This is a genomic window from Murinocardiopsis flavida (assembly GCF_003014485.1).
Lineage (GTDB): Bacteria > Actinomycetota > Actinomycetes > Streptosporangiales > Streptosporangiaceae > Murinocardiopsis > Murinocardiopsis flavida.
This window is the reverse complement of sequence record NZ_PYGA01000005.1, coordinates 134,495-158,361: the sequence shown is the minus strand read 5'-3', so window position 1 is coordinate 158,361 and position 23,867 is coordinate 134,495. Positions and strand designations below refer to the sequence as shown.

The 23,867-nt window shown below is 73.7% G+C and carries 24 protein-coding genes; 15 read left to right on the top strand and 9 right to left on the bottom strand.

Going from position 1 to position 23,867, the window contains the following annotated elements:
* Nucleotides 1-61: 61 nt before the first annotated feature.
* The gene (locus CLV63_RS09405; protein WP_245928680.1) at nucleotides 62-844 is read left to right on the top strand and encodes an IclR family transcriptional regulator; all 783 of its coding nucleotides are present in this window, start codon (nucleotides 62-64) and stop codon (nucleotides 842-844) included.
* 195 nt (nucleotides 845-1,039) lie between these two features.
* On the top strand, nucleotides 1,040-2,728 hold the full coding sequence (locus tag CLV63_RS09400; RefSeq protein WP_106582550.1) for an L-lactate permease: 1,689 nt from the start codon (nucleotides 1,040-1,042) through the stop codon (nucleotides 2,726-2,728).
* Nucleotides 2,729-2,776: 48 nt separating this feature from the next.
* On the opposite strand, the gene CLV63_RS09395 is transcribed toward CLV63_RS09400, so the two are convergent.
* Together CLV63_RS09395 and CLV63_RS09390 are read right to left on the bottom strand one after the other, a co-directional pair.
* Entirely contained in the window at nucleotides 2,777-3,064 is a 288-nt protein-coding gene (locus tag CLV63_RS09395) for a MoaD/ThiS family protein (protein WP_106582549.1), read from the bottom strand.
* Nucleotides 3,065-3,068: 4 nt separating this feature from the next.
* Nucleotides 3,069-4,169 (bottom strand): WD40/YVTN/BNR-like repeat-containing protein, encoded by a 1,101-nt coding sequence (locus tag CLV63_RS09390; RefSeq protein ID WP_106582548.1) that lies wholly within the window; start codon nucleotides 4,167-4,169, stop codon nucleotides 3,069-3,071.
* A 148-nt stretch (nucleotides 4,170-4,317) separates the two neighbouring features.
* Between CLV63_RS09390 and CLV63_RS09385 the strand changes: the two genes are divergently transcribed.
* Nucleotides 4,318-5,181, top strand: coding sequence for an alpha/beta fold hydrolase (locus tag CLV63_RS09385; RefSeq protein ID WP_245928679.1), 864 nt, complete (start codon nucleotides 4,318-4,320; stop codon nucleotides 5,179-5,181).
* Here the strand turns inward: CLV63_RS09385 and CLV63_RS09380 are convergent.
* Nucleotides 5,178-6,014, bottom strand: a complete 837-nt coding sequence (locus CLV63_RS09380) for a TrmH family RNA methyltransferase (protein WP_106582547.1) — start codon at nucleotides 6,012-6,014, stop codon at nucleotides 5,178-5,180. The genes CLV63_RS09385 and CLV63_RS09380 overlap by 4 nt on opposite strands.
* 127 nt (nucleotides 6,015-6,141) lie before the next feature.
* Nucleotides 6,142-7,356 (bottom strand): MFS transporter, encoded by a 1,215-nt coding sequence (locus tag CLV63_RS09375; RefSeq protein ID WP_106582546.1) that lies wholly within the window; start codon nucleotides 7,354-7,356, stop codon nucleotides 6,142-6,144.
* A gap of 90 nt (nucleotides 7,357-7,446) precedes the next feature.
* Between CLV63_RS09375 and CLV63_RS09370 the strand changes: the two genes are divergently transcribed.
* Nucleotides 7,447-8,331 (top strand): LysR family transcriptional regulator, encoded by an 885-nt coding sequence (locus tag CLV63_RS09370; protein ID WP_106582545.1) that lies wholly within the window; start codon nucleotides 7,447-7,449, stop codon nucleotides 8,329-8,331.
* Between the two features lie 76 nt (nucleotides 8,332-8,407).
* On the opposite strand, the gene CLV63_RS09365 is transcribed toward CLV63_RS09370, so the two are convergent.
* Nucleotides 8,408-9,019, bottom strand: a complete 612-nt coding sequence (locus tag CLV63_RS09365) for a phosphotransferase (protein ID WP_106582544.1) — start codon at nucleotides 9,017-9,019, stop codon at nucleotides 8,408-8,410.
* 85 nt (nucleotides 9,020-9,104) lie between these two features.
* Between CLV63_RS09365 and CLV63_RS09360 the strand changes: the two genes are divergently transcribed.
* Nucleotides 9,105-9,476 (top strand): hypothetical protein, encoded by a 372-nt coding sequence (locus CLV63_RS09360; protein ID WP_106582543.1) that lies wholly within the window; start codon nucleotides 9,105-9,107, stop codon nucleotides 9,474-9,476.
* A gap of 99 nt (nucleotides 9,477-9,575) precedes the next feature.
* Here CLV63_RS09360 and CLV63_RS09355 read toward each other — a convergent pair whose 3' ends face one another.
* The gene (locus tag CLV63_RS09355; RefSeq protein ID WP_245928678.1) at nucleotides 9,576-10,853 is read right to left on the bottom strand and encodes an MFS transporter; all 1,278 of its coding nucleotides are present in this window, start codon (nucleotides 10,851-10,853) and stop codon (nucleotides 9,576-9,578) included.
* 802 nt (nucleotides 10,854-11,655) lie between these two features.
* Here CLV63_RS09355 and CLV63_RS09350 point away from each other — a divergent pair.
* From CLV63_RS09350 to CLV63_RS09310, 9 genes are all read left to right on the top strand, one after another.
* On the top strand, nucleotides 11,656-12,531 hold the full coding sequence (locus CLV63_RS09350) for an SIS domain-containing protein (RefSeq protein WP_106582541.1): 876 nt from the start codon (nucleotides 11,656-11,658) through the stop codon (nucleotides 12,529-12,531).
* A complete protein-coding gene (locus CLV63_RS09345; protein ID WP_211301228.1) occupies nucleotides 12,528-13,682 on the top strand; it encodes an ROK family protein in 1,155 nt (384 codons plus the stop codon). The genes CLV63_RS09350 and CLV63_RS09345 overlap by 4 nt, the downstream gene beginning before the upstream one ends.
* A complete protein-coding gene (nagA, locus tag CLV63_RS09340) occupies nucleotides 13,682-14,872 on the top strand; it encodes an N-acetylglucosamine-6-phosphate deacetylase (protein WP_106582691.1) in 1,191 nt (396 codons plus the stop codon). Before CLV63_RS09345 ends, nagA begins: the two co-directional genes overlap by 1 nt.
* Complete coding sequence (locus CLV63_RS09335; RefSeq protein WP_106582540.1) at nucleotides 14,869-15,792, top strand: 1-phosphofructokinase family hexose kinase; 924 nt, start codon at nucleotides 14,869-14,871, stop codon at nucleotides 15,790-15,792. Before nagA ends, CLV63_RS09335 begins: the two co-directional genes overlap by 4 nt.
* A gap of 97 nt (nucleotides 15,793-15,889) precedes the next feature.
* Complete coding sequence (locus CLV63_RS09330; RefSeq protein ID WP_106582539.1) at nucleotides 15,890-16,744, top strand: class II fructose-bisphosphate aldolase; 855 nt, start codon at nucleotides 15,890-15,892, stop codon at nucleotides 16,742-16,744.
* Between the two features lie 76 nt (nucleotides 16,745-16,820).
* Nucleotides 16,821-17,225, top strand: coding sequence for a ChaB family protein (locus tag CLV63_RS09325; protein ID WP_106582538.1), 405 nt, complete (start codon nucleotides 16,821-16,823; stop codon nucleotides 17,223-17,225).
* 197 nt (nucleotides 17,226-17,422) lie between these two features.
* A complete protein-coding gene (locus CLV63_RS09320) occupies nucleotides 17,423-17,992 on the top strand; it encodes a hemerythrin domain-containing protein (RefSeq protein WP_106582537.1) in 570 nt (189 codons plus the stop codon).
* Between the two features lie 65 nt (nucleotides 17,993-18,057).
* Nucleotides 18,058-18,516, top strand: coding sequence for an SRPBCC family protein (locus tag CLV63_RS09315; protein WP_106582536.1), 459 nt, complete (start codon nucleotides 18,058-18,060; stop codon nucleotides 18,514-18,516).
* Between the two features lie 333 nt (nucleotides 18,517-18,849).
* Nucleotides 18,850-19,647, top strand: a complete 798-nt coding sequence (locus CLV63_RS09310) for an SDR family oxidoreductase (RefSeq protein ID WP_106582535.1) — start codon at nucleotides 18,850-18,852, stop codon at nucleotides 19,645-19,647.
* Nucleotides 19,648-19,942: 295 nt separating this feature from the next.
* Here the strand turns inward: CLV63_RS09310 and CLV63_RS09305 are convergent, their stop codons facing one another.
* Both CLV63_RS09305 and CLV63_RS09300 read right to left on the bottom strand, forming a co-directional pair.
* Nucleotides 19,943-21,085, bottom strand: a complete 1,143-nt coding sequence (locus CLV63_RS09305; protein WP_106582534.1) for a PrsW family glutamic-type intramembrane protease — start codon at nucleotides 21,083-21,085, stop codon at nucleotides 19,943-19,945.
* Nucleotides 21,082-21,702 carry a hypothetical protein gene (locus tag CLV63_RS09300; protein WP_106582533.1) on the bottom strand — a complete coding sequence of 207 codons (621 nt, stop codon included), beginning with the start codon at nucleotides 21,700-21,702 and terminating at the stop codon, nucleotides 21,082-21,084. Before CLV63_RS09300 ends, CLV63_RS09305 begins: the two co-directional genes overlap by 4 nt.
* Before the next feature lie 410 nt (nucleotides 21,703-22,112).
* Between CLV63_RS09300 and CLV63_RS09295 the strand changes: the two genes are divergently transcribed.
* A complete protein-coding gene (locus CLV63_RS09295; protein WP_106582532.1) occupies nucleotides 22,113-23,273 on the top strand; it encodes a DUF4185 domain-containing protein in 1,161 nt (386 codons plus the stop codon).
* Between the two features lie 129 nt (nucleotides 23,274-23,402).
* On the opposite strand, the gene CLV63_RS09290 is transcribed toward CLV63_RS09295, so the two are convergent.
* A complete protein-coding gene (locus tag CLV63_RS09290) occupies nucleotides 23,403-23,828 on the bottom strand; it encodes a PPOX class F420-dependent oxidoreductase (protein WP_106582531.1) in 426 nt (141 codons plus the stop codon).
* Nucleotides 23,829-23,867: the final 39 nt, after the last annotated feature.

Sequence of the window (23,867 nt, the reverse complement as noted above, 5' to 3'; positions counted from 1 at the left end):
TGTGCCGATGAACGGAACACTATGATCCGACTAGACTTCTCTCCTGATGAGGGAGGTGGACGTGGCGGAGGCACCGCGCCAACTCGACGGTCTGGGCACACTCGAACGCGGGCTGGCGATCCTGGAGCACGTGGGCGCCAACGGCGAGGTCAGCACCAACGCCGTCGCCCGGGCCCTCGGGCTGAGCCGCAGCGCCACCTACCGCACCGTCAACACGCTCAAAGCCCTCGGGTACCTCGAATCGGATCCCGCCACCGCGAAGGTGCGCCTCGGTGTGCGCCTGGTCGACCTCGGGGTCAAGGCGCTGTCGTCGGCCGACCTGTTCCGGGTCGCGCCGCCGGTGATGGGCCCCCTCGCCCTGCGCACCAGGGAGACCGTCTACCTCGCGATCCCCGATGAGGACTCGATGCTGTTCGTCGCCCGCGAGCAGGGCCCCAGCGCGGTCGCTCCCAGCGCCGGACTGGGCGGCCGCCGCCCGATGCACAGCACCGGCCTCGGCAAGGCGTGGCTCGCGGCGCTGCCCGGCGACGAAGCCGAGCACCGCATCAAACGCCTCACCCTGCACCCCCGCACCCCCAACACCATCGTCGACCCCGACGAACTCCGCACCGAGCTCGACCGCGTCCGCAGGCGCGGCTGGGCCGTCGACACCATCGAGAACGAACCCGACGTCGCCTGCGTCGCCGCCGCCATCAAGGACCGCACCGGCGAACCCGTCGCCGCCATGAGCATCGCCGGACCGTCCGGGCGCGTCCTCCTGCGCACCGACGAACTCGGCCCCCTGGTCCGCGACACAGCCGCGGCCCTCTCCCGCCGCCTCGGCCACCTCCCCGGCAACGCCTGACCCGCCGCTTCGGCCACCTCCCCGCCACCGACCGACCCGGCGCCGCACACGCCCGCCCCACCACCGGACCACCCGCGCACCGCGCGTCGCTCCGTGCTGCCCGGGGACAGGGCCGCCGCCGGACCCCGACGGGCCCGCACCCCATCGCCGCGGCGCGGGCTCCCCGCCCGTTCCCCGCACCGGAAGAGGTTCCCCATGGGTTGGGTCCAGAACTACGAGCCGCTCGGCGGACTCTGGGGCTCCGCCGCCCTCGCGGCGCTGCCGATCGCCGTCCTGCTCCTCGCGCTCGGCGTGGCACGCCGCTCCGCGCACGTGTCGGCTGCGCTCGGCCTGGGCTGCGCGGCCGCCGTCGCCCTCGCCGTCTACGGGATGCCGGTCGACCTGCTCGCGTCCGCCACAGGGCTCGGCCTGGTGTTCGGCATCTGGCCGATCGCCTGGATCGCGTTCAACGCCGTGTACTTCCACAACGTGACCGTGGAGACCGGGCGCTTCGAGAGTATCCGCCGCGCCCTCGCGGGCTTCAGCCCCGACCGCCGGATCCAGGCGCTGCTCATCGCGTTCGGCTTCGGCGCGCTCCTCGAAGGGGTCGCGGGCGGCGGCTCGCCCATCGCGATCACGGCGGCGATGATGGCGGCCCTCGGCTTCCAGCCGGTCAAGGCCGTGGTCCTGGCGCTGCTGGCGAACACGGCGCCCGTGGCGTTCGGCGGACTCGGCAACCCGCTGATCGTCCTCGGCGCGGTCACCGGTCCGCTGATGGACATGCGGCCCGAGCAGGCCACCGAACTGTTCTCGGCGATGGTCGGCCGCCAGCTGCCCGTCCTGTCGCTCATCATCCCCGCGTTCATGGTGGTCGTCCTCGCGGGGTGGCGCCGGACCGCGGAGGTGTGGCCCGCGGTGCTCGCCACCGGCCTCGGCTTCGCGGTCGCGCAGTTCCTCGTGGCGAACTTCGTCAGCCCCAGCCTGGTGGACGTGGTGGCGGCGCTGGCGTCCATGGGCTCCCTGTGGGCTGTCACCAAGGTGTGGCAGCCGCCGACGGTGTGGCGCTTCGACAACGAGGACGCGGACGCCGAGGCGCCCGCACCGGCAGCGGGCGCGGCGGCCCATTCGGGGATACGCGCCTGGACCCCGTACCTCATCCTCATCGCGGTCATCTTCGCCTCGCGGATCGGCAGCCTGTTCCCCGCCCTGCCGGGCTGGGCGAACATCACCGCCTGGCTCCAGGCCGCGACCGTGGAGATCCCCTGGCCGGGCCTGCACGAGCAGGTGGTCCGGGTGGCGCCCATCACCTCCGAGGACACCCCCTACCCGGCGCTGCTCAGCCTGGACCTGCTGTTCTCGGCCGGGACGGTGGCGCTGATCGCCGCGGTGATCGCCGGCTTCGTCATGCGGGCGACGCCGGGCACCCTCCTGAAGGTGTACTGGCGGACGTTCGTGCAGATGCGCTGGGCGCTCGCCACCATCATGATGATCCTCGCCATCGCGCACGTCATGAACTACCCCGGCGCGACCTCGACCCTGGGCCTGGCGTTCGCCCAGACCGGGTTCCTGTTCCCGTTCTTCGCCGCCTACGTCGGCTGGCTCGGGGTGTTCCTCACCGGCTCCGACGCGTCGGCGAACAGCCTGTTCGGCCCGATGCAGGTGATCTCGGCCCAGCAGTTGGGGGTCGACCCGGTGCTCGCCGGGGCCGCCAACACCTCGGGCGGGGTCATGGGCAAGATGATCTCGCCGCAGAACCTCGCCGTGGGCGCGACGGCGATCGGCCAGACAGGGAAGGAGTCGGCCCTGCTCCGCCAGACGTTCTGGTGGTCGGTCATGCTCACCGCGGCGGTCGGGGTGATCACCTTCCTCCAGGCGCACCTGTTCCAGTGGATGATCCCGGGCTGAGCGGAGCCGCCTCGCGGCGGCCCTCGTGCGGCGCCGCGAGGCGGCGGATCACCCCCCGGCCACCGACGGGAGCACGCGGACCTCGGCGCCGTCGCCCACCGGGGCGTCGAGGCCGCCGACCGCGCGGCATTCGTCGTCGTCGACGAAGACGTTGACGTAGCGGCGAACCTTGCCCTGGTCGTCGCGGAGCCGCTTGTCGAGCCTCGGATGGCGCGCGGCGAGTTCGTCGAGGACGCTGCGCAGCGGGACCGGGCCGGACCCCATGGCGAGGTCGATCGTCACGGCGCCGTCGCAGTCGGGGCGGAGGACCTGGGGAACGAAGACCTTCACGGCCATGGCGCTACACCTCGATCGCGCGGACGCAGAGGATGTCGGGCAGGTGGGCGACGACCTGCTGCCACGCGGTGTCGTCGTCGGTGCGGGCGTAGAGGTCGCCGGACCGGGTGCCGAAGTAGAACCCCGCGGTGTCGGCGCCGTCGGTGCAGGCGGCGTCGCGAAGCACGATGCCGAAGTACGGCTCGGCCGGCAGGCCGTCGTTCAAGGGGGCCCAGGTGCGGCCGGCGTCGTCGGTGCGCTGCACCTGGAGGCGGTTGTCCGGCGGCAGGTGGTTGGTCTGGCTGACCACGGGGAAGTTCAGCACCGTGCCCGGCAGGTGCGGGTGGGCCACCATGGCGAACCCGAAATCGCTGGGCAGACCCTCGGCGATCGAGGACCACCGGGTGGCTGGGTCGTCGCTGCGGTACACGCCGTGGTGGTTCTGCGCGTAGAACGCGCCGTCGGAGCCGACGGCGACCTTGTGCACGCACTGGCCGTACTCGGGGAACTCCTCGGGCAGGAACTGGGCGCTGATCCCGTTGTTGGCCGGGGACCAGGACTTGCCGGCGTCGCGGGTCTGGTACACGCCGCCCGTGGACATGGCGACGGTCATGGCATTGGGGTCGGTGCCCTTGGCGGTGACCGTGCCGGGCAGCACGGTGTGGATGGCGGCGCCTCCGGCGCCGGGGAACCAGTCGGTGCGGTGCGGGTGATCCCACAACCCGCGGACCAGCTCGAAACTGATGCCGCCGTCGACGGAGCGGAACAGCGCGGTGGGCTCGACACCGGCGTAGACGATGCCGGGTTCGTCGCCGTAGGCGAACTGCCACACGCGGGTGAAGGAGTCGTCGATGTCGGCGGGGAACGCGATCGGCGCGTGGGCCGGCTCGTGCCAGCGGGCGCCGAGGTCGTCGCTGAACCACACGCTCGGACCGAAGTGGGAGCTTTCGGCGCCGACGAGGATGCGGCCGCTGCGAGGGTCGCAGCCGATGGCGTAGATGCCGGCCGTGTTGGCGTAGTCCTCGGCGTCGAGCCGGTGCGGGCCGTGCACCTCCCACGAGCGCCGGTCGTCGCTGGTTGCGGTGAACAAGCCCTTGCGTGTCCCGATGACCAGGAGATATGCCATGATCGCCTCCGCGATGAGTCGCTGGAGACAACTCTTACACACGGCGACGACATTTCCGCGGGATCTTTACCAGACCCTTCCCCGCGACCTCACGCGGGGCGGCGAAAACCGGGTGCGGCCGCGGTCGGCCGTCCGCCACCATAGGACCGTGCGCGTCGACGATCCCGCCCGCTCCGGTACGAGCGAACTCCCCGATGGCAGGCTGCTCGGCTGGGCCGAATGGGGGCCGCGCGACGGTGTCCCCGTGCTGCTGGTCCCCGGCGCCGCAACGAGCCGGTCCCTGGGCGCCGACACCGGTGCCGTCGATGCGCTGGGCGTCCGGCTGATCTCGGTCGACCGGCCGGGTCTCGGCGCCTCCTCGCCCGCGCCCGATCGGACCTTCGCCTCGTTCGCCGACGACATCCGCCGGTTCGCCGACCTGCGCGGACTGGGCCGCCTCCCCGCCGTCGCGAACTCGCAGGGCGCGCCGTTCGCGCTCGCGTGCGCAGCAGTGGGAGCCGTCGGCGCCCTCGCCGTCGTCTCAGGCGCCGACGAGGTCGCCGCGCCGGAGTTCCGCGCCCTCCTGCCCGCCGACCTCCGCGGCCTGGTCGACGCGGTCGCCGCCGACCGGGCCGCGGCAGCGGAGCGTCTCGCCGGGTTCGGCGCCGACGCGATGTGGGCCATGGTCACCTCGGGAGCCCCCGACGCCGACCTCGCCGTGTACCGCGAACCGGGATTCGAGCGCGCCTACCGCCGCGCACTCGCCGAAGGGTTCGCGCAAGGGCCCGAGGGATACGCGCGCGACACCGTCCTCGCCATGGGCCGATGGCCCTTCGACCCCGCCCGGATCGCCGTACCGGTCGACCTCTGGTACGGCGCGCTCGACACCGCCCACTCACCCGACAACGGCGCGGCGCTCGCCGGACGCATCCCCGGCGCGCTGCGCCACGTCATTCCCGGCGCCGGCGGATCGCTCCTGTGGACGCACAGCGAGGACATCCTGCGCACCCTGCTGGCGCGGGCCGCGGGCTAGCGGCCTCGGCGAGCGGCGGCGATGCGCTGCCGGGACGCCTCGTACAGGACGGCCGTCGCGGCGTTCGCCGCGTTGAGCGAACTGGCGGACCCCGCCATGGGGATGCGGACCATGCGGTCGCACCGCTCCCGCCACGCGTTGCTCAGCCCGGACGTCTCGTTGCCGACGAGCAGCAGCACAGGCCCTGTCAGGTCGGCGTCGAAGACATCGGCGTCGCCGTCCTCGTCGGTGCCGACCACGGTGACCGGCCGCCCCCGCCCGGCAGCGCGGTCGAGCCACGCTTCGACGTCGCGCTGGGCTGGCACCCGCACGGCGGGCAGGGCGAACACCGAACCGGTGCTGGCCCGTACCGACTTCGGGTCGTAGACGTCGGCGGCGTGCCCGGTCACCACGAGCCCGTCGGCGCCGAAGGCGTCGGCCGACCGGAGTACCGAGCCGATGTTGCCGGGGCTGGTCGGGCGGTCGAACAGGACGCCGAGGAAGTCGGCGCCGACGCTGATCCGGTCGAGGTCGTCCGCCGGAATCTCCAGGACGGCGATGATCTCGGGGGCCGCCTCGTTCTTCTCGCCGAGTTCGGCGATGAGCTCGGGGGCCATGGCGACGTGCTCGGTCCGGGTGTCGCGCACCAGCCCTTCGGCCCAGCGCGACAGAGGGTCCTTCGCCGAGTGGATCAGGGTGCGCACCCGCCAGTCGCGCTCCAGGGCGATGGAAATGGGGCGGACCCCCTGGACCAGGAACTCCCCTGCGCGCTGCCGCTTGTTCCGGTTGGACAGCAGCGCCTGCCACTGCTGGAACCGGGCGTTGCGCGAGGTGATCCGCTGGACCGGCGCCACGGCGTCCTCCCGCTGGTCGGGACGCGCGGCCCTGCGGCGCGCGTCGATGGTCGATGCGACAGGCAGGCTATCCCGGATGCGCCCGGGCGGGGACGGCGCCCGGGGCCGCTCTGGGCACCGCCCCCGCTCACCGCCGCCTCGGACTCCTGCCGATCAGGACCGCCGCCGCGGCGAGGACGGCCAGCGCCCCGCCGAACCACATGGTGCCGGACGGTGCGAACGCGTCGACCGCGCGGCCGCCCGACAGCGCACCGAGGGAGATCGCGATGTTGAAGGTCGCGACGAACAGCGCCGAGCCCGCCTCCGGTGCCTGCGGCGACGACGTCAGCAGCCACGTCTGCATGCTGACCGATACGCCGCCGTAGGCCGCGCCCCACACGGCCAGCAGCGCGACGACCGCGCCCAGCGTCCCGCCGGCAACGGGGACGAGCAGCACGGACGCGGCGACCAGCGCCGCGATGGCGAGGACGGTCGGGCCCAGCCGGCGCGACGCGGCGGCCCCCGCGGCGAAGTTCCCCGCGACACCGGCGACGCCGTACACCAGCAGCAGCGTGCCGATGGCCCCCGCTCCGACGCCGGGGACCTGCTCCAGTACCGGCCGGATGTAGGTATAGGCCGCGAAGTGCCCGGTGACCAGTAGCAGCGTGACCGCGAGGCCGGTGCGCAGCCGGGCGTCGCGGAACAGGCCCGGCACCTGCCCCCACCGGATCGCCCGCGTGCCGGGCAGCGCGGGCAGCAGGACGGCCAGCGCCACGAGCACGCCCGCCGAAAGCACGGCCATCACGGTGAAGGCCGTGCGCCAGTCGGCGAGGTCGCCGATCAACGTCCCGACCGGCACCCCGACGACCGACGCGACCGCGATCCCGCTGAAGACCATCGAGGTGGCCGTGCCGACCGACCGCTCGGGGACCAGACGCACGGCCAGCCCCGCCGCGATCGCCCAGACCCCACCGATGGCGACTCCCGTCAGGACGCGCGCCAGGAGCAGGACGGGGAAGTTCGGCGCGAACGCCGCACCCAGGTTCGCCGCCGCGAGCAGGGCCACCAGCGCCATCAGCACGAGCCGGCGGTCGAGGCGGCCGGTCGCGACCGTGAGAGCGGGCGCGGCGGCCGCCGCGACGATGCCGGGCGCCGTCATGGTCAGTCCGGCGGTCCCCGCGGACACCCCCAGTTCAGCGCTGATCGCGGTGAGCAGCCCCACCGGCAGCATCTCGGTGGTGACGACCGTGAAGGTCCCCGCCGCGACCGCGAGGACGGCCAGCCGGTTCATGAGCGGGGATCGGGCCGACGCGTGCGCTCCCGCCGCGGGGTCGATCACCGCGGATTCGTTCGTTGTGGACATGCGTCCAGGCTCGTGTCACACGCGGTCGGGGAACAACGGCGAAGTGCGCATCCTTGGATTAGTCGGACTCATCGATCGAGGGGGGCGGCTGTGGCGGGGGTGGAGATCCGGGAGCTGGAATGTTTCCTGGCCCTCAGTGAGGAGTTGCACTTCGGCCGGGCGGCCGAGCGGTTGTACGTCTCCCAGGGGCGGGTCAGCCAGTTGCTCGCGGCCCTGGAGCGCCGCATCGGCGCCCGACTCGTCGAGCGCACCAGCCGCCGGGTGCGGCTGACACCCCTCGGCGAACGGTTCGTCGCCGACCTCCGACCGCCCTATGACGCGCTCCTCGCCTCCGTCGAGCGGGCCGGCGCCGAGGCGCGCGGTGTCGGGGGCGTCGTGCGGGTCGGCTTCGTCGGCACCCTGAACGAGCGGCTGATCAGCAGGATCGACCGCTTCGAGAAGCGGTACCGCGACTGCGAGGTGGAGATCGTGGAGCTGCCGCTCGCCGACCCCTTCGGGGCCGTCCGGCGCGGTGAGGTCGACGCGGCGATCGTGCTCACCCCGGTGGCGGAGCCCGACATGGTGATCGGCTCGACCTTCTCGATCGAGCCGCAGACCCTGGTCGTGTCCGCCGACCACCCGTTCGCGGACCGCGCCTCGGTCACCGCGGAGGAGCTGGCCCAGTGCCGCCTCATCGGCACCGCCGAACCGGCGCCCCGCTACTGGCGGGAGGCGCAGGCGCCCACCGGGACCCCCGAGGGGCGGCCCATCCCGCGCGGCCCGATCGTCGGCACCCTCCAGGAGGGCCTGACCGCCGCGGCCGCCAACCGGGGCGCCCTGCTGACCTGCGCACCCTCCGCGCACTACCACCGGCGCGGCGACACGGCCATCGTCCCGGTCACCGGCCTGCCCGACTCCGCCCTCGCCCTCATCTGGCACCAGGACAGCGAGACCACCCGCACCCGGGCCTTCAACGCCACGATCAGCACCCCATAGGACGCCCGCAGCGGGGCCCGTCACCCCTGGGGGACCGGATGACGGGGTCCCCGGGTCTCCCGGCGCCCCGGGCGCGTCAGGGGCGGAGCACGGCGACGAAGGCGCCGTCGGCGGCGAGGGTGTTGCCGGGATGGAAGTCGCCGTGGACCGGTTGGCGCCGCGTCGGCGCGTTGTGCAGCTCGGCGAGCCGCCGGTCGAGTCCGGGGTCCTGGAGCCGGGGGTCCGCCGGCGGGGCGGCGCCGTCAAGGCCGGCGCCGAAGAACGAGGGGACCGGGCGCGGCGGCGGACGGAGGGGGGCCAGCGCGCCGTGCAGCCGGGCGAGCAGCGCCGCGGCCTGCTCCGGGACCCCGGCGGCGGTGGGCTCGGGCCATGCTCCCTCGACCAGCGGCCACACCGACATGGGGCGGTCGGCGACCCGCACGACGGTCGCCCCGTCCGCCGTCGGCAGCGGGGCGAGCGCCTCCGGGAGGTGCGGGGCGGCCCGCGCCGCGATGGCGTGGCACCATTCCGCCGCTGCGGTGGAACGCCATCGGGGCCCCAGCCGGACCGCGTGCGCGCCGACGGCGAAGGCGGTCGACTCCTCCCCGCCGTACAGCCGGCGGGGAGCAGACACGGGGGCGATGCCCCAGCGGCTGCGGAGGGCGTGCTCCGCGGCAGGCGTGAACGCGAGGTCCGTCGAGGCGGTCATTCGGGGCCCTCCAAGACCAGGGACACGCGGATACCCGGTGGGGATGTGCATGACGGGGCGCGCCGCGTGCGGTGGAATCGGCGGCATGGACCCAGCATCGCACCCGTCCCGCCGCGCCGCGCGTCAGGCACCCGGCGGCACCGACAACGAGCGCTGGTGGGTCGCCCCGGCGGTGCTGACCCTGCTGGCGGTCCCCGGGTCCGCCGTTCTGCTGTTCGCCGTCGCGCTCGGGCAGATGGGGTTCGACCCGTGCCCGCCGAGCGGCTGCCCGCGGACGGAGCGGCACTACGCCGTCACGGTCGCGGTCGCGGCGTCGAGCCTGATCCCGGTGATCGGAATCTGGCTGGTTCCGCACCGCCGCGGGCTCACCTGGGCCCGGGTGCTCGCGATCATCGTGTACGTGCTGGTGTTCGCGGCGACCATCGGCATGGTCGTGACGATGCCGATGGGCGAGTAGGGCGCGCGGAACCGCGCCCCCCTACTCGCCCATCGGCCCCGCGATTCCGGCGGCCTGCTGGTGTGCAGGCCGCCGGAGGGTGAAGCTCTCACGATGCTCTCAAACGGCGGACGGCCTGTCGGGCGTGCTGTCGTCCTCCCGATCGGTGCCGGCGTCCCGCATGGAGATGTTGGCGGTCTCCGGCATGAGCAGGATCGGCACGAACGCGATCGCGGCGGCGGCCATCAGGTAGAAGCCCGGGATCAGCGAGATGCCCGTCGTATTGATCAGGGTGATGACGATCAGCGGCGCCGTCCCGCCGAAGAGGGCCGTCGACACGTTGTAGCCGATGGAGAAGGCGCCGAAGCGGATCCGGGTCGGGAACAGTGCCGGCAGGGTCGCCGGGATGGTCGCTGCCAGCGGCAGCAGCAGGGCCGCCATGGCGGCCAGACCGATGACCATCAGGACCGTGTTGTGCGAGTTCATCAACATGAACGCCGGCACGCTCAGCACGAAGAAGCCGATGCACGAGGTCATCAGCATCGGCTTGCGCCCGAACTTGTCGGAGAGCATGCCGACCGGCGCGATGAAGATCATCATGCCGATGTAGATGCCGATGGTCGCCAACTGCGACTCGACGTGGCCGAGCTTCAGTACTTCGGTCAGGTAGGTCGGCATGTAGGTGAGCAGGATGTAGTAGCCCACGTTGAGCAGGACGACGATGCCGACGAGTATCAGCAGCCTGCGCCACGCCGACACCAAGGTCTCCATGAACGGGGTCCGGGTCTCGCCGCGCGCCTCGGCCTCAGTGAACTCCGGGGTGTCGGACAGCCGGGAGCGGAGGTACACGCCGACGAGTCCGAGCGGCGCGGCGATCAGGAACGGGATCCGCCAGCCCCAGCTCTCCAACTGCGGGGTCGAGAGGGTGAGGGTGAGGATGAGCACCAGACCGGAACCCAGCGTGTAGCCCACGTAGGTGCCGAACTCCAGGAAGCTGCCGAGGAAGCCGCGCTTGCGGTTGGGCACGTACTCGGCCATGAAGGTCGCCGCGCCGCTGTACTCGCCGCCGGTCGAGAATCCCTGCGCCAGCCGCGCGATGATCAGCAGGATCGGCGCGCCGACGCCGATGGTCTCGTAGCTCGGGATGAGCCCGATCATGAGTGTCGCCCCCGACATCATGATGATCGTGAGCGCGAGGACCGATTTGCGTCCCCATTTGTCGCCGAGCGGGCCGAGCACGATGCTGCCGAGCGGCCGGATGAGGAACGATGCCGCGAAGATCCCGAAGGTCGAGATGAGTTGCGCGGACGGGCTTGCTTCGGGGAAGAAAAGCTTTCCGATTGTCACGGCGAGATAGCCGTAGATTGCGAAGTCGAACCATTCGACGGCGTTTCCCATCGCCGCCGCCGTTACGGCTTTCCGGATGACTTTCTCATCGGGTTCCGCAGGCGACCCTGACTGATCAGGCTGCTCGGTACTCGTATCCAAAGCGGGGACGCCTCCTTGGGCCTGTATCACCGCGCGCGGCAACGCCGCGCCTGCCGTCATTTCCGGGCGATCCGGACGACCAGGTGAGGCTACTAGGGACGAATCACCTGGTGCACCGGTTCCGAGGGCAATGATAATTGACTTGTAGCGAAATAATTATTTGGTTGTTATGTGCGGCATGCGGCCCCGTTATGCGGATTAGGCAAAGATGGGACCTATGTCGCCGATGGGGGCGGCCATCCAGGCCGGTGCCGTGCGGGGGCGGTTGCCATGGGGGCGCCAGGGGTTGCCGCGGAGGTCGGCGACCGGTGGGCACCCCGCGTGCGCGGAGAATGACGGAGCGAAGTCCGGCCCTCTTCTCGGCCGAATTCGTGGCCCTTGGGAATTAATTGATCCGCCTGTTTTTTCGGCGGGTTCCGGGTTTCGGTGAATAGGAATTCCGCGGATTCCGCCGGCCGGCCCTCGTTCCGAGCGACGCCATTCCGCCCGCGGTCCCCGCGCCCGACCCGCCCGTCTCACCCGTCTCACCCGTCCCACCTGCGTCGGCGGAGGCCGCTGCGGGCGGGAGGCGGTGCGTTGCCCCGGTGCTGCGCGGGCGGCCCCGCGACCCGGGGTTCCGCGGGGTTCGCGGAGTGGGTGTCCTCTTGTCCCGGTGATTGTTGGTGATGTCTAATGGCGCCGAGGAATCAAAAAGAATCACGAGAGGCTCGGTATGCATACGCGGGACGAGATCGCTTCCCAGCCGGACACCTGGCGCGCGGCGGCCGATCTGGCCCCGACCGCAGCCACGCGGCTTCCCGCCTCCGGCGAGCGTGTGGCGGTCCTCGGGTGCGGCACCTCCTGGTTCGTCGCCCAGTCCTACGCCTGGCTGCGCGAAAGCGCCGGTCACGGCCTGACCGACGCCTTCCAGGGTTCGGCCTTTCCCGCCGGGCGCCGCTACGACCGCGTGGTGGCCATCAGCCGTTCCGGCACCACCAGCGAGATCCTGGCGACGGTCGCGGGGCTTCACGCGGGGACGAGGGTCACCGCGCTGGTCGCGGCGCCCGGTACACCGCTGTGCGCGGCGGCGTCGGACGTCGTGGCCCTGCCGTTCGCCGACGAGCGCTCCGTCGTGCAGACCCGCTTCCCCACCAGCCTGCTCGTGCTGCTGCGCGCACACCTCGGGGAGGACGTCGCCGCCCTCCCCGCGCAGGCGGAGCGGGCACTCGCCGCGCCGCTGCCCGACGAGCACGTCAAGGCGGAGCAGGTCACCTTCCTCGGCGCCGACTGGGCGTTCGGGCTCGCACAGGAGGCCGCGCTGAAGATGCGCGAGACCGCCCGGGCGTGGTCGGAGTCCTACACGCCCATGGAGTACCGGCACGGCCCGCTCGCCATCGCCGAACCGGGCCGTCTGACCTGGCTGTTCACCGGGGCGCCCGAGGGGTTGGCCGACCAGGTGGCCGCGACCGGCGCCGCGGTGAAACCGGCCGTGCTCGACCCCTTGGCCGAACTCGTGCACGCCCAGCGCCTCGCCGTCCGCGCAGCAGAGGACCGCGGCATCGACCCCGACGTGCCGCGGAACCTCACCCGCTCGGTGATCCTGCCATGACAGCCGGCCGTGACCCCGCCGGCGGCACGATCATCGCCATGGACGTCGGCGGGACCCGCATCAAGAGCGCCGAGGTGACCGGGTTCGCCGCATTCCCAGCGGACACCGGAGAGGCAGCGGACGTCGGGGACGCGGCGGACGTCGGGGACGCGGCGGACGCCGAGGTCATACGGCGTACCGCCGAGCCCGGAGCCGCAACGAGCACCGGGCCCGCGACGGGCACCGCGAACACCGGGGCCGCCGCACCGGCGGCGCAGGCCGAGATCGGCCCCGTCCGCCGCAGCCCGACCGGGCGGGAGGGCGGCCCCGAGGCCGTCGTCGCGCACATCCTCGACCTGGCGGAGGCGCTGTGCGCCGAGGCCCGCGCCGCCGGGCGGCGCCCGGTCGGAATCGGGATCGCCATGCCCGGCATCGTCGACGAGGCGGTCGGCACCGCCGTGTTCTCCGCGAACCTCGGCTGGCGCGACGTCGCCATCAGCGACATCGTGCACCGCCGGATCGGCCTGCCGGTCACCCTGCGCCATGACGTCCGGGCCGGCGCGCTCGCCGAGGCGCGGCAGGGGGCGGCCCGAGGCGCGGACTCGGCGATCTTCCTGCCCATTGGCACCGGCATCGGCGGGGCCGTGATCATCGGCGGGGAGGTCCTGCGCGGCGCGCACTCCCGGTCGGGGGAGTTGGGCCACGTGGTCATCGACCCGCGCGGGCCGGTGTGCGGCTGCGGCGCCCGCGGCTGCGTCGAGGCCTACGCCTCCGCCGCTGCGATCGAGCGGGCCTACAGGGGCGGCGGCGCGGGTCTCGGCGCCGACGCCCCCGCGCACGACGAGGACCCCGCGCACGTCGATGCCGCCGCTGTCGCGGCGCTGACGGCGGACGGCGACCCCCGCGCCGCGGCGGTGTGGGACCGGGCGATCGACGCGCTGGCGCGCGGCATCACCACAGCGAGCGCGCTGCTCGACCCCGCTCTCGTCGTCATCGGCGGCGGCCTCTCGCGCGCCGGCGACCTGCTCCTCGACCCGCTGCGCAGTGCCCTCGCGCGGCAGGTGACCTTCCACGTCCCTCCCGAACTTGCACTCGCCCGGTTCTCCGACGAGTCCGCCTGCCTCGGCGTCGGCCTCGCCGCGTGGGAGGCCGCACGTCCGGTGCGCGCCTGATGCCCGTTCCGCCCGCACCCCCGTACCCGCTCCCCGCGACCGTGCTCTCCGGCGCCCGCCTGGTGCTGCCCGACCGCGTCGTGCCCCGCGGCTGGGTGCGGATCGCCGGGGACCGGATCGCCGCGATGGGCGAGGGCGACCCGCCGCGGGAACTCGCGGCGGCCCACCGTCCACTGGACGGCGCCACCCTCCTCCCCGGCTTCGTCGACCTGCACTGCCATGGCGGGGGAGGGGCGGCGTTCGCGGACGGGCCCGAGGCCGCGCGCGCCGCCGCGGCCTTCCACCGCGCGCACGGCACCACCACTTTGATCGCGAGCCTGGTCACCGGGCCTGCCGAGACGATGGCGGCCGCCGCGGCGATGCTCGCCGCGCTCCCCGCCGACATCGGGATCGCAGGGGTGCATCTGGAGGGCCCCTTCCTCTCCCGCGCGCGCTGCGGCGCCCAGGACCCCCGCTACCTGCGCGCCCCCGACCGCGGCCTGCTCGCCGACCTGCTCACCGCGGGCGCGGGGGCGGTCCGCGCCGTCACCCTTGCCCCCGAACTCGGCGGAGCCTTCGACCTGATCGCCGACCTGCGCGGTGCCGGACTCATCGCCGCCGTCGGGCACACCGACGCGGACTTCGACACGGCCCGCGGCGCGATCGACGCGGGCGCCCGGCTCGCCACCCACCTGTTCAACGGCATGGCCCCCGTCGCGCACCGGGCCCCGGGCGCCGCGCTCGCGGCGCTGCTGGACGACCGTGTCGTGGTGGAGCTGATCAACGACGGCGCCCACCTGCACCCCGCCGTCGTCCAGACCGCCCTGCGCACGGCGGGCCCCGACCGGGCCGCACTGGTCACCGACGCCATGGCGGCTGCGGGGATGCCCGACGGCGGCTACCGGCTCGGCACCCAGGACGTCGTGGTCCGCGCCGGTTCGGCGTGGCTCGCCGACGGCTCCTCGCTGGCCGGGAGCACCCTGACCATGGACGCCGCGGTGCGCCGCACAGCGGCCCTCGGCGTTGGGCTGCGCGCCGCCGCGCACGCCGCCGCCACCGTCCCGGCGCGGCTGCTGGGGATGGCCGACAGTACCGGCGCACTGCGTCCCGGGTTACGCGCCGACATCGCCGTGGCAGGACCCGACCTGCGCGTCCGCGCGGTGATCGCGGGCGGCCGCCCCGTCCACGACCCGGAGGGACTGCTCGCGTGATCCTCACTGTCACCCCGAACCCGGCGCTCGACGTCACCTACCGCTTCCCCGAACTGCACCTCGGCGCGACCAACCGCGTCGCTGGCGCGGACCGGCGCGCAGGGGGCAAGGGCGTGAACGTCGCGCGGGTACTCCACGCGCTGGGCCACCCCGTGACGGCGACGGCGCCGCTGGCGGGCCCCACCGGCGCCGCGATCCGCGCCGACCTGGACCGATCGGGGATCCGGCACGCGTGCGTCGACGCCGCCGAGGGCGACAGCCGCCGCACCGTGACGGCGATCGAGACCGGTACGGGCCGGGCGACCTGCCTCAACGAGTCCGGCCCCGTGCTGTCCGAAGACGCGCTCGGGCTCCTCTGCGACCGCGTCGAGGAGCTCATCCCCGCTGCGCGCGCCCTGGTGCTGTCGGGGAGCCTGCCGCGCGGCGCACCGGCGGACACCTACCTGCGGCTGGTCCGGATCGGCCGCGCCGCCGGGCGCCCCGTTCTGCTGGACACCGAGGGCGAACCGCTGCTCGCGGCCCTTCCGGCAGGACCCGACCTGGTCAAACCCAACGCCGACGAACTCGCGCGCAGTACCGGCTGCGCCGACCCCGCCGAGGGCGCGCGGCTGCTGCTGGAACGGGGCGCCCGCGCGGCGGCGGTGTCGCTGGGCGCCGCCGGGCTGCTGCTGCGCACACGGGCGGGCGCGTGGCGGGCCCGCCCGCACCGGACGCTGACCGGCAACCCCACCGGCGCGGGCGACGCACTCGCGGCGGCGTTCGCCCGCGCCGCGGCACGCGGGCAGCCCTGGCACGAGGCGCTGGCAGAGGCGGTCGCGCTGGCCGCGGCCGCCGTCGCCCGCCCGTTGGCCGGCGACGTCTGCCCCGGCACCGCGGCGGAGTTCGCGCCGCGCGTGGAGATCACCCCCGACGCCTGCTGACCCGCCCGCCCTGCTCGACCGCCCTGCACTGCCCGACCCGCCCGACCGCCCCGGCGCGCCGCCGACCCGCACACCGAAACCGACACGGGAGCCACCCATGCCCATCGCCCCCACTGCCGAGATCGTCGCCTCCGCCCGCGCGTGGGGCACCGGCGTCGGCGCGTTCAACGTCATCCTCATCGAGCACGCGCACGCCGTCATCGAGGGCGCACGGGACGCCGGCCTGCCGGCCATCCTGCAAATCAGCGAGAACGCCGTGCGCTACCACGGGGGCGACATCGCGGGGATCGCCCGCGCGAGCCTCGCCGCGGCCGCAGCGGCGCCGGTCCCCGTCGCCGTCCACCTCGACCACGCGACCGACCTCCGGCTCGTCCGCGCGGCCGTCGCCGAAGGCATCGGCTCGGTCATGTTCGACGCCTCCGCGCTCGCGCACGACGCGAACGTCGCCGCGACGACCGATGCCGCCGACTGGTGCCGGGAGCGGGGCGTGTGGGTCGAGGCGGAACTCGGTGAGGTCGGCGGCAAGGACGGCGTCCACGCGCCGGGCGCGCGCACCGACCCCGAAGCGGCGGCCGCGTTCGTCGCCGCAACGGGGGTCGACGCGCTGGCGGTGGCCGTGGGCAGCTCGCACGCGATGCGCACCAAGACCACGGTGCTCGACCTCGACCTCATCGCCGCGCTGCGCGCCGCGGTCCCGGTGCCGCTCGTCCTGCACGGAGCGTCGGGCGTCCCGGAACCGCACATGGCCGAAGCCGTCGCGAGCGGAATCACCAAGGTCAACATCGCGACCCAGCTCAACATCGCGTTCACGGGCGCGCTGCGGACCGCCCTGGACGCCGACCCGGACGTGGTCGACCCCCGCCGCTACCTCGCCCCGGCGCGCGCGGCGGTCGCCACCGAGGTCGCCCGCCTGGTCCGCACGCTCGACGACGTGCCCGGCGGGCCCCGCTGAATCCGGCTGCCGCGCGTTTCAACCGGGTCGCGCCAGGTAGCGGTGGTGGAAACGACCCGTCTGGAGGTGTCCGGCGATGCCCGGTCGACAAGAGCTGCCCGCCACACTGGAGCGCTCGGCGAAGAAGGCGCAACGGACCTGGATCAAGGCCCACGACTCGGCGGTGCAGGAGTACGGCGAGGGCGAGCGCGCCCACCGGGTCGCGTTCGCGGCGCTGAAGCACACCTACGAGAAGGTCGGCGACCACTGGGAGGCCAAGGCGTCCGCCGGGCCGTCGGACCGCCAGGCCGCCAACCCGAAGGCCGCCAAGGGTCGCGGCGCCGACAAGGCCACCGCCGGGGGCGTGGACGCCGCCGCGTCGAAGGAGCACCTGTACCGGCAGGCCCGACGGTTGGGCGTGCACGGTCGGTCCACCATGACCAAGGCGCAGCTCGTCACGGCGCTCCGCAAGGAGAGCGGACGGCGGACGCGCGGCTCGTGACGCCCCGCACCCGGCGGCGTGCGGACGGCGGCGTGCGGTCGGCGGCGTGCGGTCGGCGGCGTGCGATCGGCGGATGCCGCCGGAACCGGCGGACTTCGCGCGTTCTGGTGTGAGTGGGCCCGATCAGGGTTAGCGGGAGGGGACAGAGAGGCCGGAGGGAGCACGCTCCACCGGCCGAGCCGACCGATTGAGGAGCCATGAGGTATCCGACTCCCCCCAACCCGCCCACCGACATCGCGACGGCGTTGGAGGCCGACCACCAGGCGATCGAGCGAGACCTCGGCACCCTGGAGGCCGGTGCGCCCGCCGGAGCGTCGGAACGGCGCAAGGCGGCCGGCGACGTGGCCGCCGACCTGGCGAGCGACGCCGCGGTCAAGGAAGCGCACCTGTACCCGTTCATGCGGAAGTTCCTGCCCGACGGCGAGGAGGTCGCCCGGCGGCAGGTCGCCGGGAACGGTCGGGTCGAGCGCGAACTGAAGGAGCTGGAGTCCGCAGAGGACGAGCGGTTCGAGGTCGTGCTGGCGCGGCTCACGGCGCAGGTCCGCGCCCGCTTCGCCGAAGAGGCGCGGATCCTGCCCAAGCTGGTGGCGGCGACCACCGCCCGGCAGCGCCGCGAGCACGGGCGGCGGCTGCTGACCGCCAAGCGCACCGCGCCGACGCGCGCGCACCCCGATGGCCCGGACGAACCCCCCATGAACAGGATCGCGCACCGGGGCCTGGCACTGGCCGACCGGCTGCGCGACGCGGCCGAAGGCCGGCGCCGCTGACAGCGGCACCGGCCCCGCCCCGCGGGCGGGTGGCACCCGCAGCGGACGCGCACCGGAGGTGGCTCGTGTCGGAGATCGCCGAAACGGTCGACGTCGAGGTCCCCGTGGGCCTCGTCTACGACCAGTGGACCCAGTTCGCGACCTTCCCCGAGTTCATGGCGGGCGTGGTCGACGTCGTCCAACACGGCGACACCCGGATGACCTGGGAGATCGTGATCGGGGGTCGACACCGCCGGTTCGACGCGGAGGTCGTCGAACAGGTCCCCGACGAGCGCATCGCCTGGCGGACCGTCGACGGCGTCACCCACGACGGCGTGGTGGCGTTCCACCGGCTCGACGCGGAGCGCACCCGGGTCACCCTGCGGATGCGGACCGTCCCCGAGGGAACCGTCGACACACTCGGCGACCGGCTCGGGCTGGTGCGCGGCCGGGTAAAGGACGACCTGCGCAGGTTCAAGCACTTCATCGAGGAGCGGCGCACACCCACGGGGGCGTGGCGCGGCGAGGTGCCGCCCCGGCAGTGAGGACCCGGGCGGCAGGCGGCCCGGCGGCGCGGGTGGACCGGTGGTGCGGATGGACCGGCGGCGCGGGTGGCCGCGCGGGGGAGCGGCCGGCCGCACCGCCCGATGGCGGGTACCGGTGTCCGGCCGCGACCGGACACCCACGGTGGACCGGCCGTTGGCGTTGGACCGGCCGTTGGCGTTGGACCGGCCGTTCGCGGTGGACCGGCCGTTGGCGGTGGACCGCCCGCCCGCGGCGGATCGGACAGCGGCGGCACAGGCACGGCCACGGAAAGGGAGCACACCGTGAGTGGAATCGAAGGCCAAACGCAGTCCTACCCGGGGCGCACGGAGCCGATGAACCCGCGGCCGCGCGATGAGATGCGCGGCTACCAGGGCAGCGGGCTCCTGAACGGCGCGCGGGCACTGATCACCGGGGGCGACTCCGGGATCGGGCGGGCCGTCGCAGCGGCGTTCGCCAAGGAGGGCGCCGACGTCGCCATCGCCTACCTCGACGAGCACGACGACGCCGCGCACACCGCGTCCCTGGTCGAGAAGGCCGGGCGGACCTGCGTGACCATCCCCGGCGACCTGGCCGACGAGGGACACTGCGCCGACGTCGTGGCCCGGGCCGAGTCGGGCCTGGGCGGGCTGGACGTCCTGGTCCTGCACCACGCCACCCAGGCCGCTGTGGCCGACTTCGCCGAGCTGACCACCGAGCAGCTCACGCGCACCTTCCAGGTGAACGTCTACAGCGTGTTCTGGCTGCTGCGCGCGGCGGTGCCGCTGCTGCCCAGCGGCGGATCGGTCGTCATCACCGGCTCGATCAACGGGCTGCGCGGCAACAAGAGCCTGATCGACTACGCGTCGAGCAAGGCCGCCGCCATGAACCTGGCCTCGTCGCTCGCCCAGCACTACCTGGATCGGGGCGTGCGGGTGAACTGCGTCGCGCCCGGTCCGGTGTGGACCCCGCTGATCCCGGCGACCCTTCCGGAGGAGAAAGTGGCGGGATTCGGAGAGCAGTCGCCCATGGGGCGCGCCGCCGACCCCGACGAGATCGCACCGTCGTACGTGTTCTTCGCGAGTGGGCGCCTCTCGTCGTTCTACACGGGGGAGACCCTCACCCCGACGGGCGGCGAGATCCAGGCGAGCTGACCCGCCCGCCCCGTCCCGTCCGCCGCATCCCGGCCGCTCGGCCCCACCCGCCGCGCCTGCACTCGACGCGCTGAAGCCCGGGCAATGTCCCCTACGGCACCTGTTCAAAGTGGGGAAGCGACCACGGCGGGCGGGGCTCCGCGCCCTGGCCGGATCGGACGGGCTTCTTGGGGCCGGTCCGTCTGCGGACCGGCCTCAGAGAACCCCCGTGGCCGGACGGACCTTGGCGGGCCCGAAAGTCCACCCGCGGACCACACGCCATACCGCCCACGTTGGTGCCGCGCGTGGCGGTGTTCTACTCTTCGGCGTCGGCCCGGCGTTCGGCGGTGGCGAGCAGTTCGCGCTGCCGCGACTCGGCGGCCGGGCGGTCGGGCAGGGGGACGCGGAGCAGCGCCTTGCGCCGCCCGCTCCGCCGGGCCAGCGCCAGCGCGTCGGAGCGGTGCAGATCGAGCGCCTCGCCCGCGTCGGCGAGGGCGCGGCGGACGCGGCGCCGGTAGCCGTGCCGCACGGCGAAGTAGACCACCATCGCGGTGCAGAACCCCGCGGCGACCTTGACCAGCGTCCCCGCCACCGAACCGCCGAGCAGCGGCGCGTCGAAGAACCAGTGCAGCGCCACCGCCACCAGCACGAGCACTGCCGCGCCCGCTGCGCGGCGCCGTCCGGGGCGCCACCGCTCCGCCGCGAGTATCCCGACCGCCGTCCCCGCGACGGCGGACATCGCCCAGTGTGTGCCGAGGCCGGTGAGCCCGACGCGCAGCACGACGGACAGGAGGGTCGATTGCAGGCCGTCCGTCGCGCCCTGCTGCATCACCAGGTTGAGGGCGTAGGTGGCGTTCTCGACCATCTGGAAGCCCAGCCCGACGAGCGCGCCGAGGATGAAGCCGTCGACGGGCCCCCGCACCGCCCACGGCGCGGCGACGGCGATGAGCACGACGCCGGCGAGCTTGAGCACTTCCTCGTTGAGCGGGGCCGACAGCGCCGGCGCCCAGTCCGCCGCGAAGGCCAGCCCCGCGCCCTTCGACCACATCCCGATCAGCGCCTGGTTGGCGACCATGGCGAGGCCGACGGGGGCGGTGACCCCCCACGCCACTGCGGCCGCCGCGGACCCCGCCGACGGCGGGCGCACCGGCCGGATCCTGCACAGTGCCCAAGCGCCGATGGCCAGCGCCGCCGCCAGGAGTACGAACGCCGTCACGGCTTCCACGGGGAAGACCCGCGCGGCCGGGCCGTACTGGCGCAGCAGGATCACCAGCCCGGCGGCGCACAGCACGATGTAGGCGAGGCGCGCGGTGAGGGCGGGGAGCGCGGCGCGCGCGTGGCGGGGGCTCGCGCCGGCGCCGCGCTGCGGGCCGGACTCCCACGGGCCCGATGCCCTCTGCGGTGGGACCGTCGGCTGAGCGGGCGGTGCCGTTCCCGGGTACGGGCGGGCGTGGCTCATGGCGCGCCTCCATGGTGCTCGGTGAACCTGATCGAACGGACCGCGCGCTTGGCGGCCTCCACGTCGGCCGCCGTCGCCTCGGGGCCGCTCATCACCACCATCTCCACGGCGAAGTCCCGCCCGGGGGCGGGGAAGACGCCCGCCGTCCCCGCCTCGGTGTCGGTGCGCGCCGAGCCGGACAGCCCGGTGGCACCGCTGTCGGATGCGACGGGTCGCGGTTCGCCCAGGCGCGTGGCGGGATCGGAGACGCGGACGATCTTCCGCATCCCGCTCCACAGGTCAGCCGCGCTGTCGGGGGAACCGTCGTGCGGGGTCACGGTGTTCAGCACGAGCCGCACGTGATTGCGGCTGAACAGGTAGTTCTGCCCCTCTTGGCTCGAATCGGGGTGCAGTGCCCAGCCCGGGTCGAACGTCAGTGTGGCGTCGTGCCCGCCGCCCGAGGCGATCCGCATGCTCCGGTCGGCGGGGACCGGTTCGCTATCGGGGAGCAGCGCGTTCAGCAGGGGCAGCCCGAGCGCCAGCAGGGCGATCATGCCGAGGGTGACCCCGAGCGGCAGCCATCGCGCCTTCGTCGTCCATGGCGGCCGGTCCCGCCCGCCGGTCATCGGCTCGGCCATCGCTCCCCCTCGTCGCGGGCCCCGCTCTGAGCAGCGGCGCGGTGTCCCGAGTCCACCGAAGCACCGGGGCGCCGCGGGGGCCGCGCCGCCGCGCGTCCCTTTTAGCCCTCCTTTGCGGCGATTTCATCGTCACCGGGGTAGGACGTGGGGATTCGGTGGGGAAACCCGGGATCTGCGGTGCGGAATGTGGGACGGGGGCCGGATCCGGCCCCGGCCGGCTCGGGGCGGTGGTCCGGCTGGCGGGACGGCGGAATCCGCTGCGTTTCAGGCTGTTTCGGCCTGATTCGTCGCGGTTGACACGGCCATACCGCGATGCTTCGATGTGAAATCGATTTCTCGGTATGGGGGTATGCATGCGGGCTGGCGAAGGTGACGACGGGCAAACACGCCGCGGCGCGTCCCGGGCGCCGATGCGGCGCTCGACGTTCTTCAAGGCCGCGGCGGGCGCCGGACTGGCGGTCGGCGCCGGGGCCCTGTTCGGCGGGCCGCAGGGGCGGTCGGCGATGGCCGGCCTCGTCGGGGGCGGCGAGAAGGCGCGGGCGCCCGTTTCCGCGAAGGTCGCCGACCTCACCGGTCCCGGCCTGACCGACCGGTTCCGCATGGCGTCCACCGACCTCGGGATCCCCGTCACGACCCCGGACGGCCGCCTGCTGTTCGTGTTCGGCGACTCCTACGAGCACGCCAGAGGACCCGACCCGCAGGACTTCTGGCGCTCACCGACCGCCCTCTACGCCGACGCCTCGGACGTCGCCGGCGGCGTGCGGTGGACCGGGGCCGTCGGCGGCGACACCGCCGAGCAGCTCTGGCCCTACGAGCACGTCGGCGCGTTCACGGTGCTGCCGTCGGACGCCGTGGTGATCGGCGACACCATCTACCTGCACGCCATGGCCAACGAGGAACTCGGCAAGGTGACCCGCACGGAGCTGTGGAAGTCCACCGACAACGGGCAGACCTGGGGCACCGAGCCCGTCGCCCTGTTCGACGCCGGATTCCGCGGGACCGAGGCCGACCCCAACCCGTTCCAGCTGCTCACCTGGGCACTCGGCGACGACGGGTGGGTGCACATCTACTCCACCGAGTTCGGCCGCAGGATGCGGAAGATGTACCACTTCCGGGTGCACCGGGACCACATCGAGAACCCCGAGGCCTATGAGTCGTGGGGCGCCGCCGAAGGCGGCTGGGCCTGGGGGAACCCGCCGACACCCGTCATGGACGCCGACCAGCGCATCGAAATGGGCGAGATGTGCCTGCGGCCGCTCGGCGGCAAATGGGTGCTCACCTTCTTCAACAACCATCCCGACAACAGCGGGATCGAGGGCATCGTCGTCGACCGGCCCGACGCCGACCTGACGACGGCCCCGCGCACGATGCTGATCAGGAACACCGCCTGGGGCGACGAGGACGACTCCAAGGTCGCCCAGGTCTACGGCGGCTACATCATCCCCGGGTCGACCCTGGAGACCCTGCACCTCACCGTCAGCCAGTGGAACACCGGCACCGACACCCCAGAGCTCGACCCCGGCTGGCCCTACCGCGTGATGCAGTTCCGCATCGACGGATTCGCCGCCTGAGGCCCTGCCGCGGGGCGGTCCACGGGCCCGCCCCGCGGCCCGGTCGGCTGCTGTCGGCCGTCGGGCGACCAGGCCGCACCGGGGTTCGTCCCGCGCTGCCGGAGCGGGGGGATCGGGGTGGGGGCGGGGTTACCCGGCCATGTCGAAGTGCGCGATCACCTTGCTGGGGCGGATGCGGACGACCAGTTCGCCGGGGACGCCGTTGCGGCGCCCGAACTCCTCGGCGCGGTCGGGGCCCATGTAGCGCCGGGCGATGGCCGTCGCCGTGCTGACGAGCTCGCCGGCGTCCTCCGAGAGGACGGCGTCGCCCTGGACCTGGACGAACGCGTAAGGCGGCGCCTCCAGGTCGACGGTGAGGGCCACGCGCGGATCGCGGGCCAGCGAGCGCCCCTTCGCGGTGTCCTTGCCGGTGTTGAAGACCAGTTCGTCGCCGTCGACGATGAACCAGATCGGCGCCACCAGCGGGCGGCCGTCGGACGAGGTGTAGGCGATCTTGCCGGTGCGCGTGCCCTGCTGGAGGAAGTCGCGGACGGCCGGCTCGGTGATGGAAGACACGCAGGCAGGCTACCGCCGGGCGGCCCCGTTCCCGCCGCG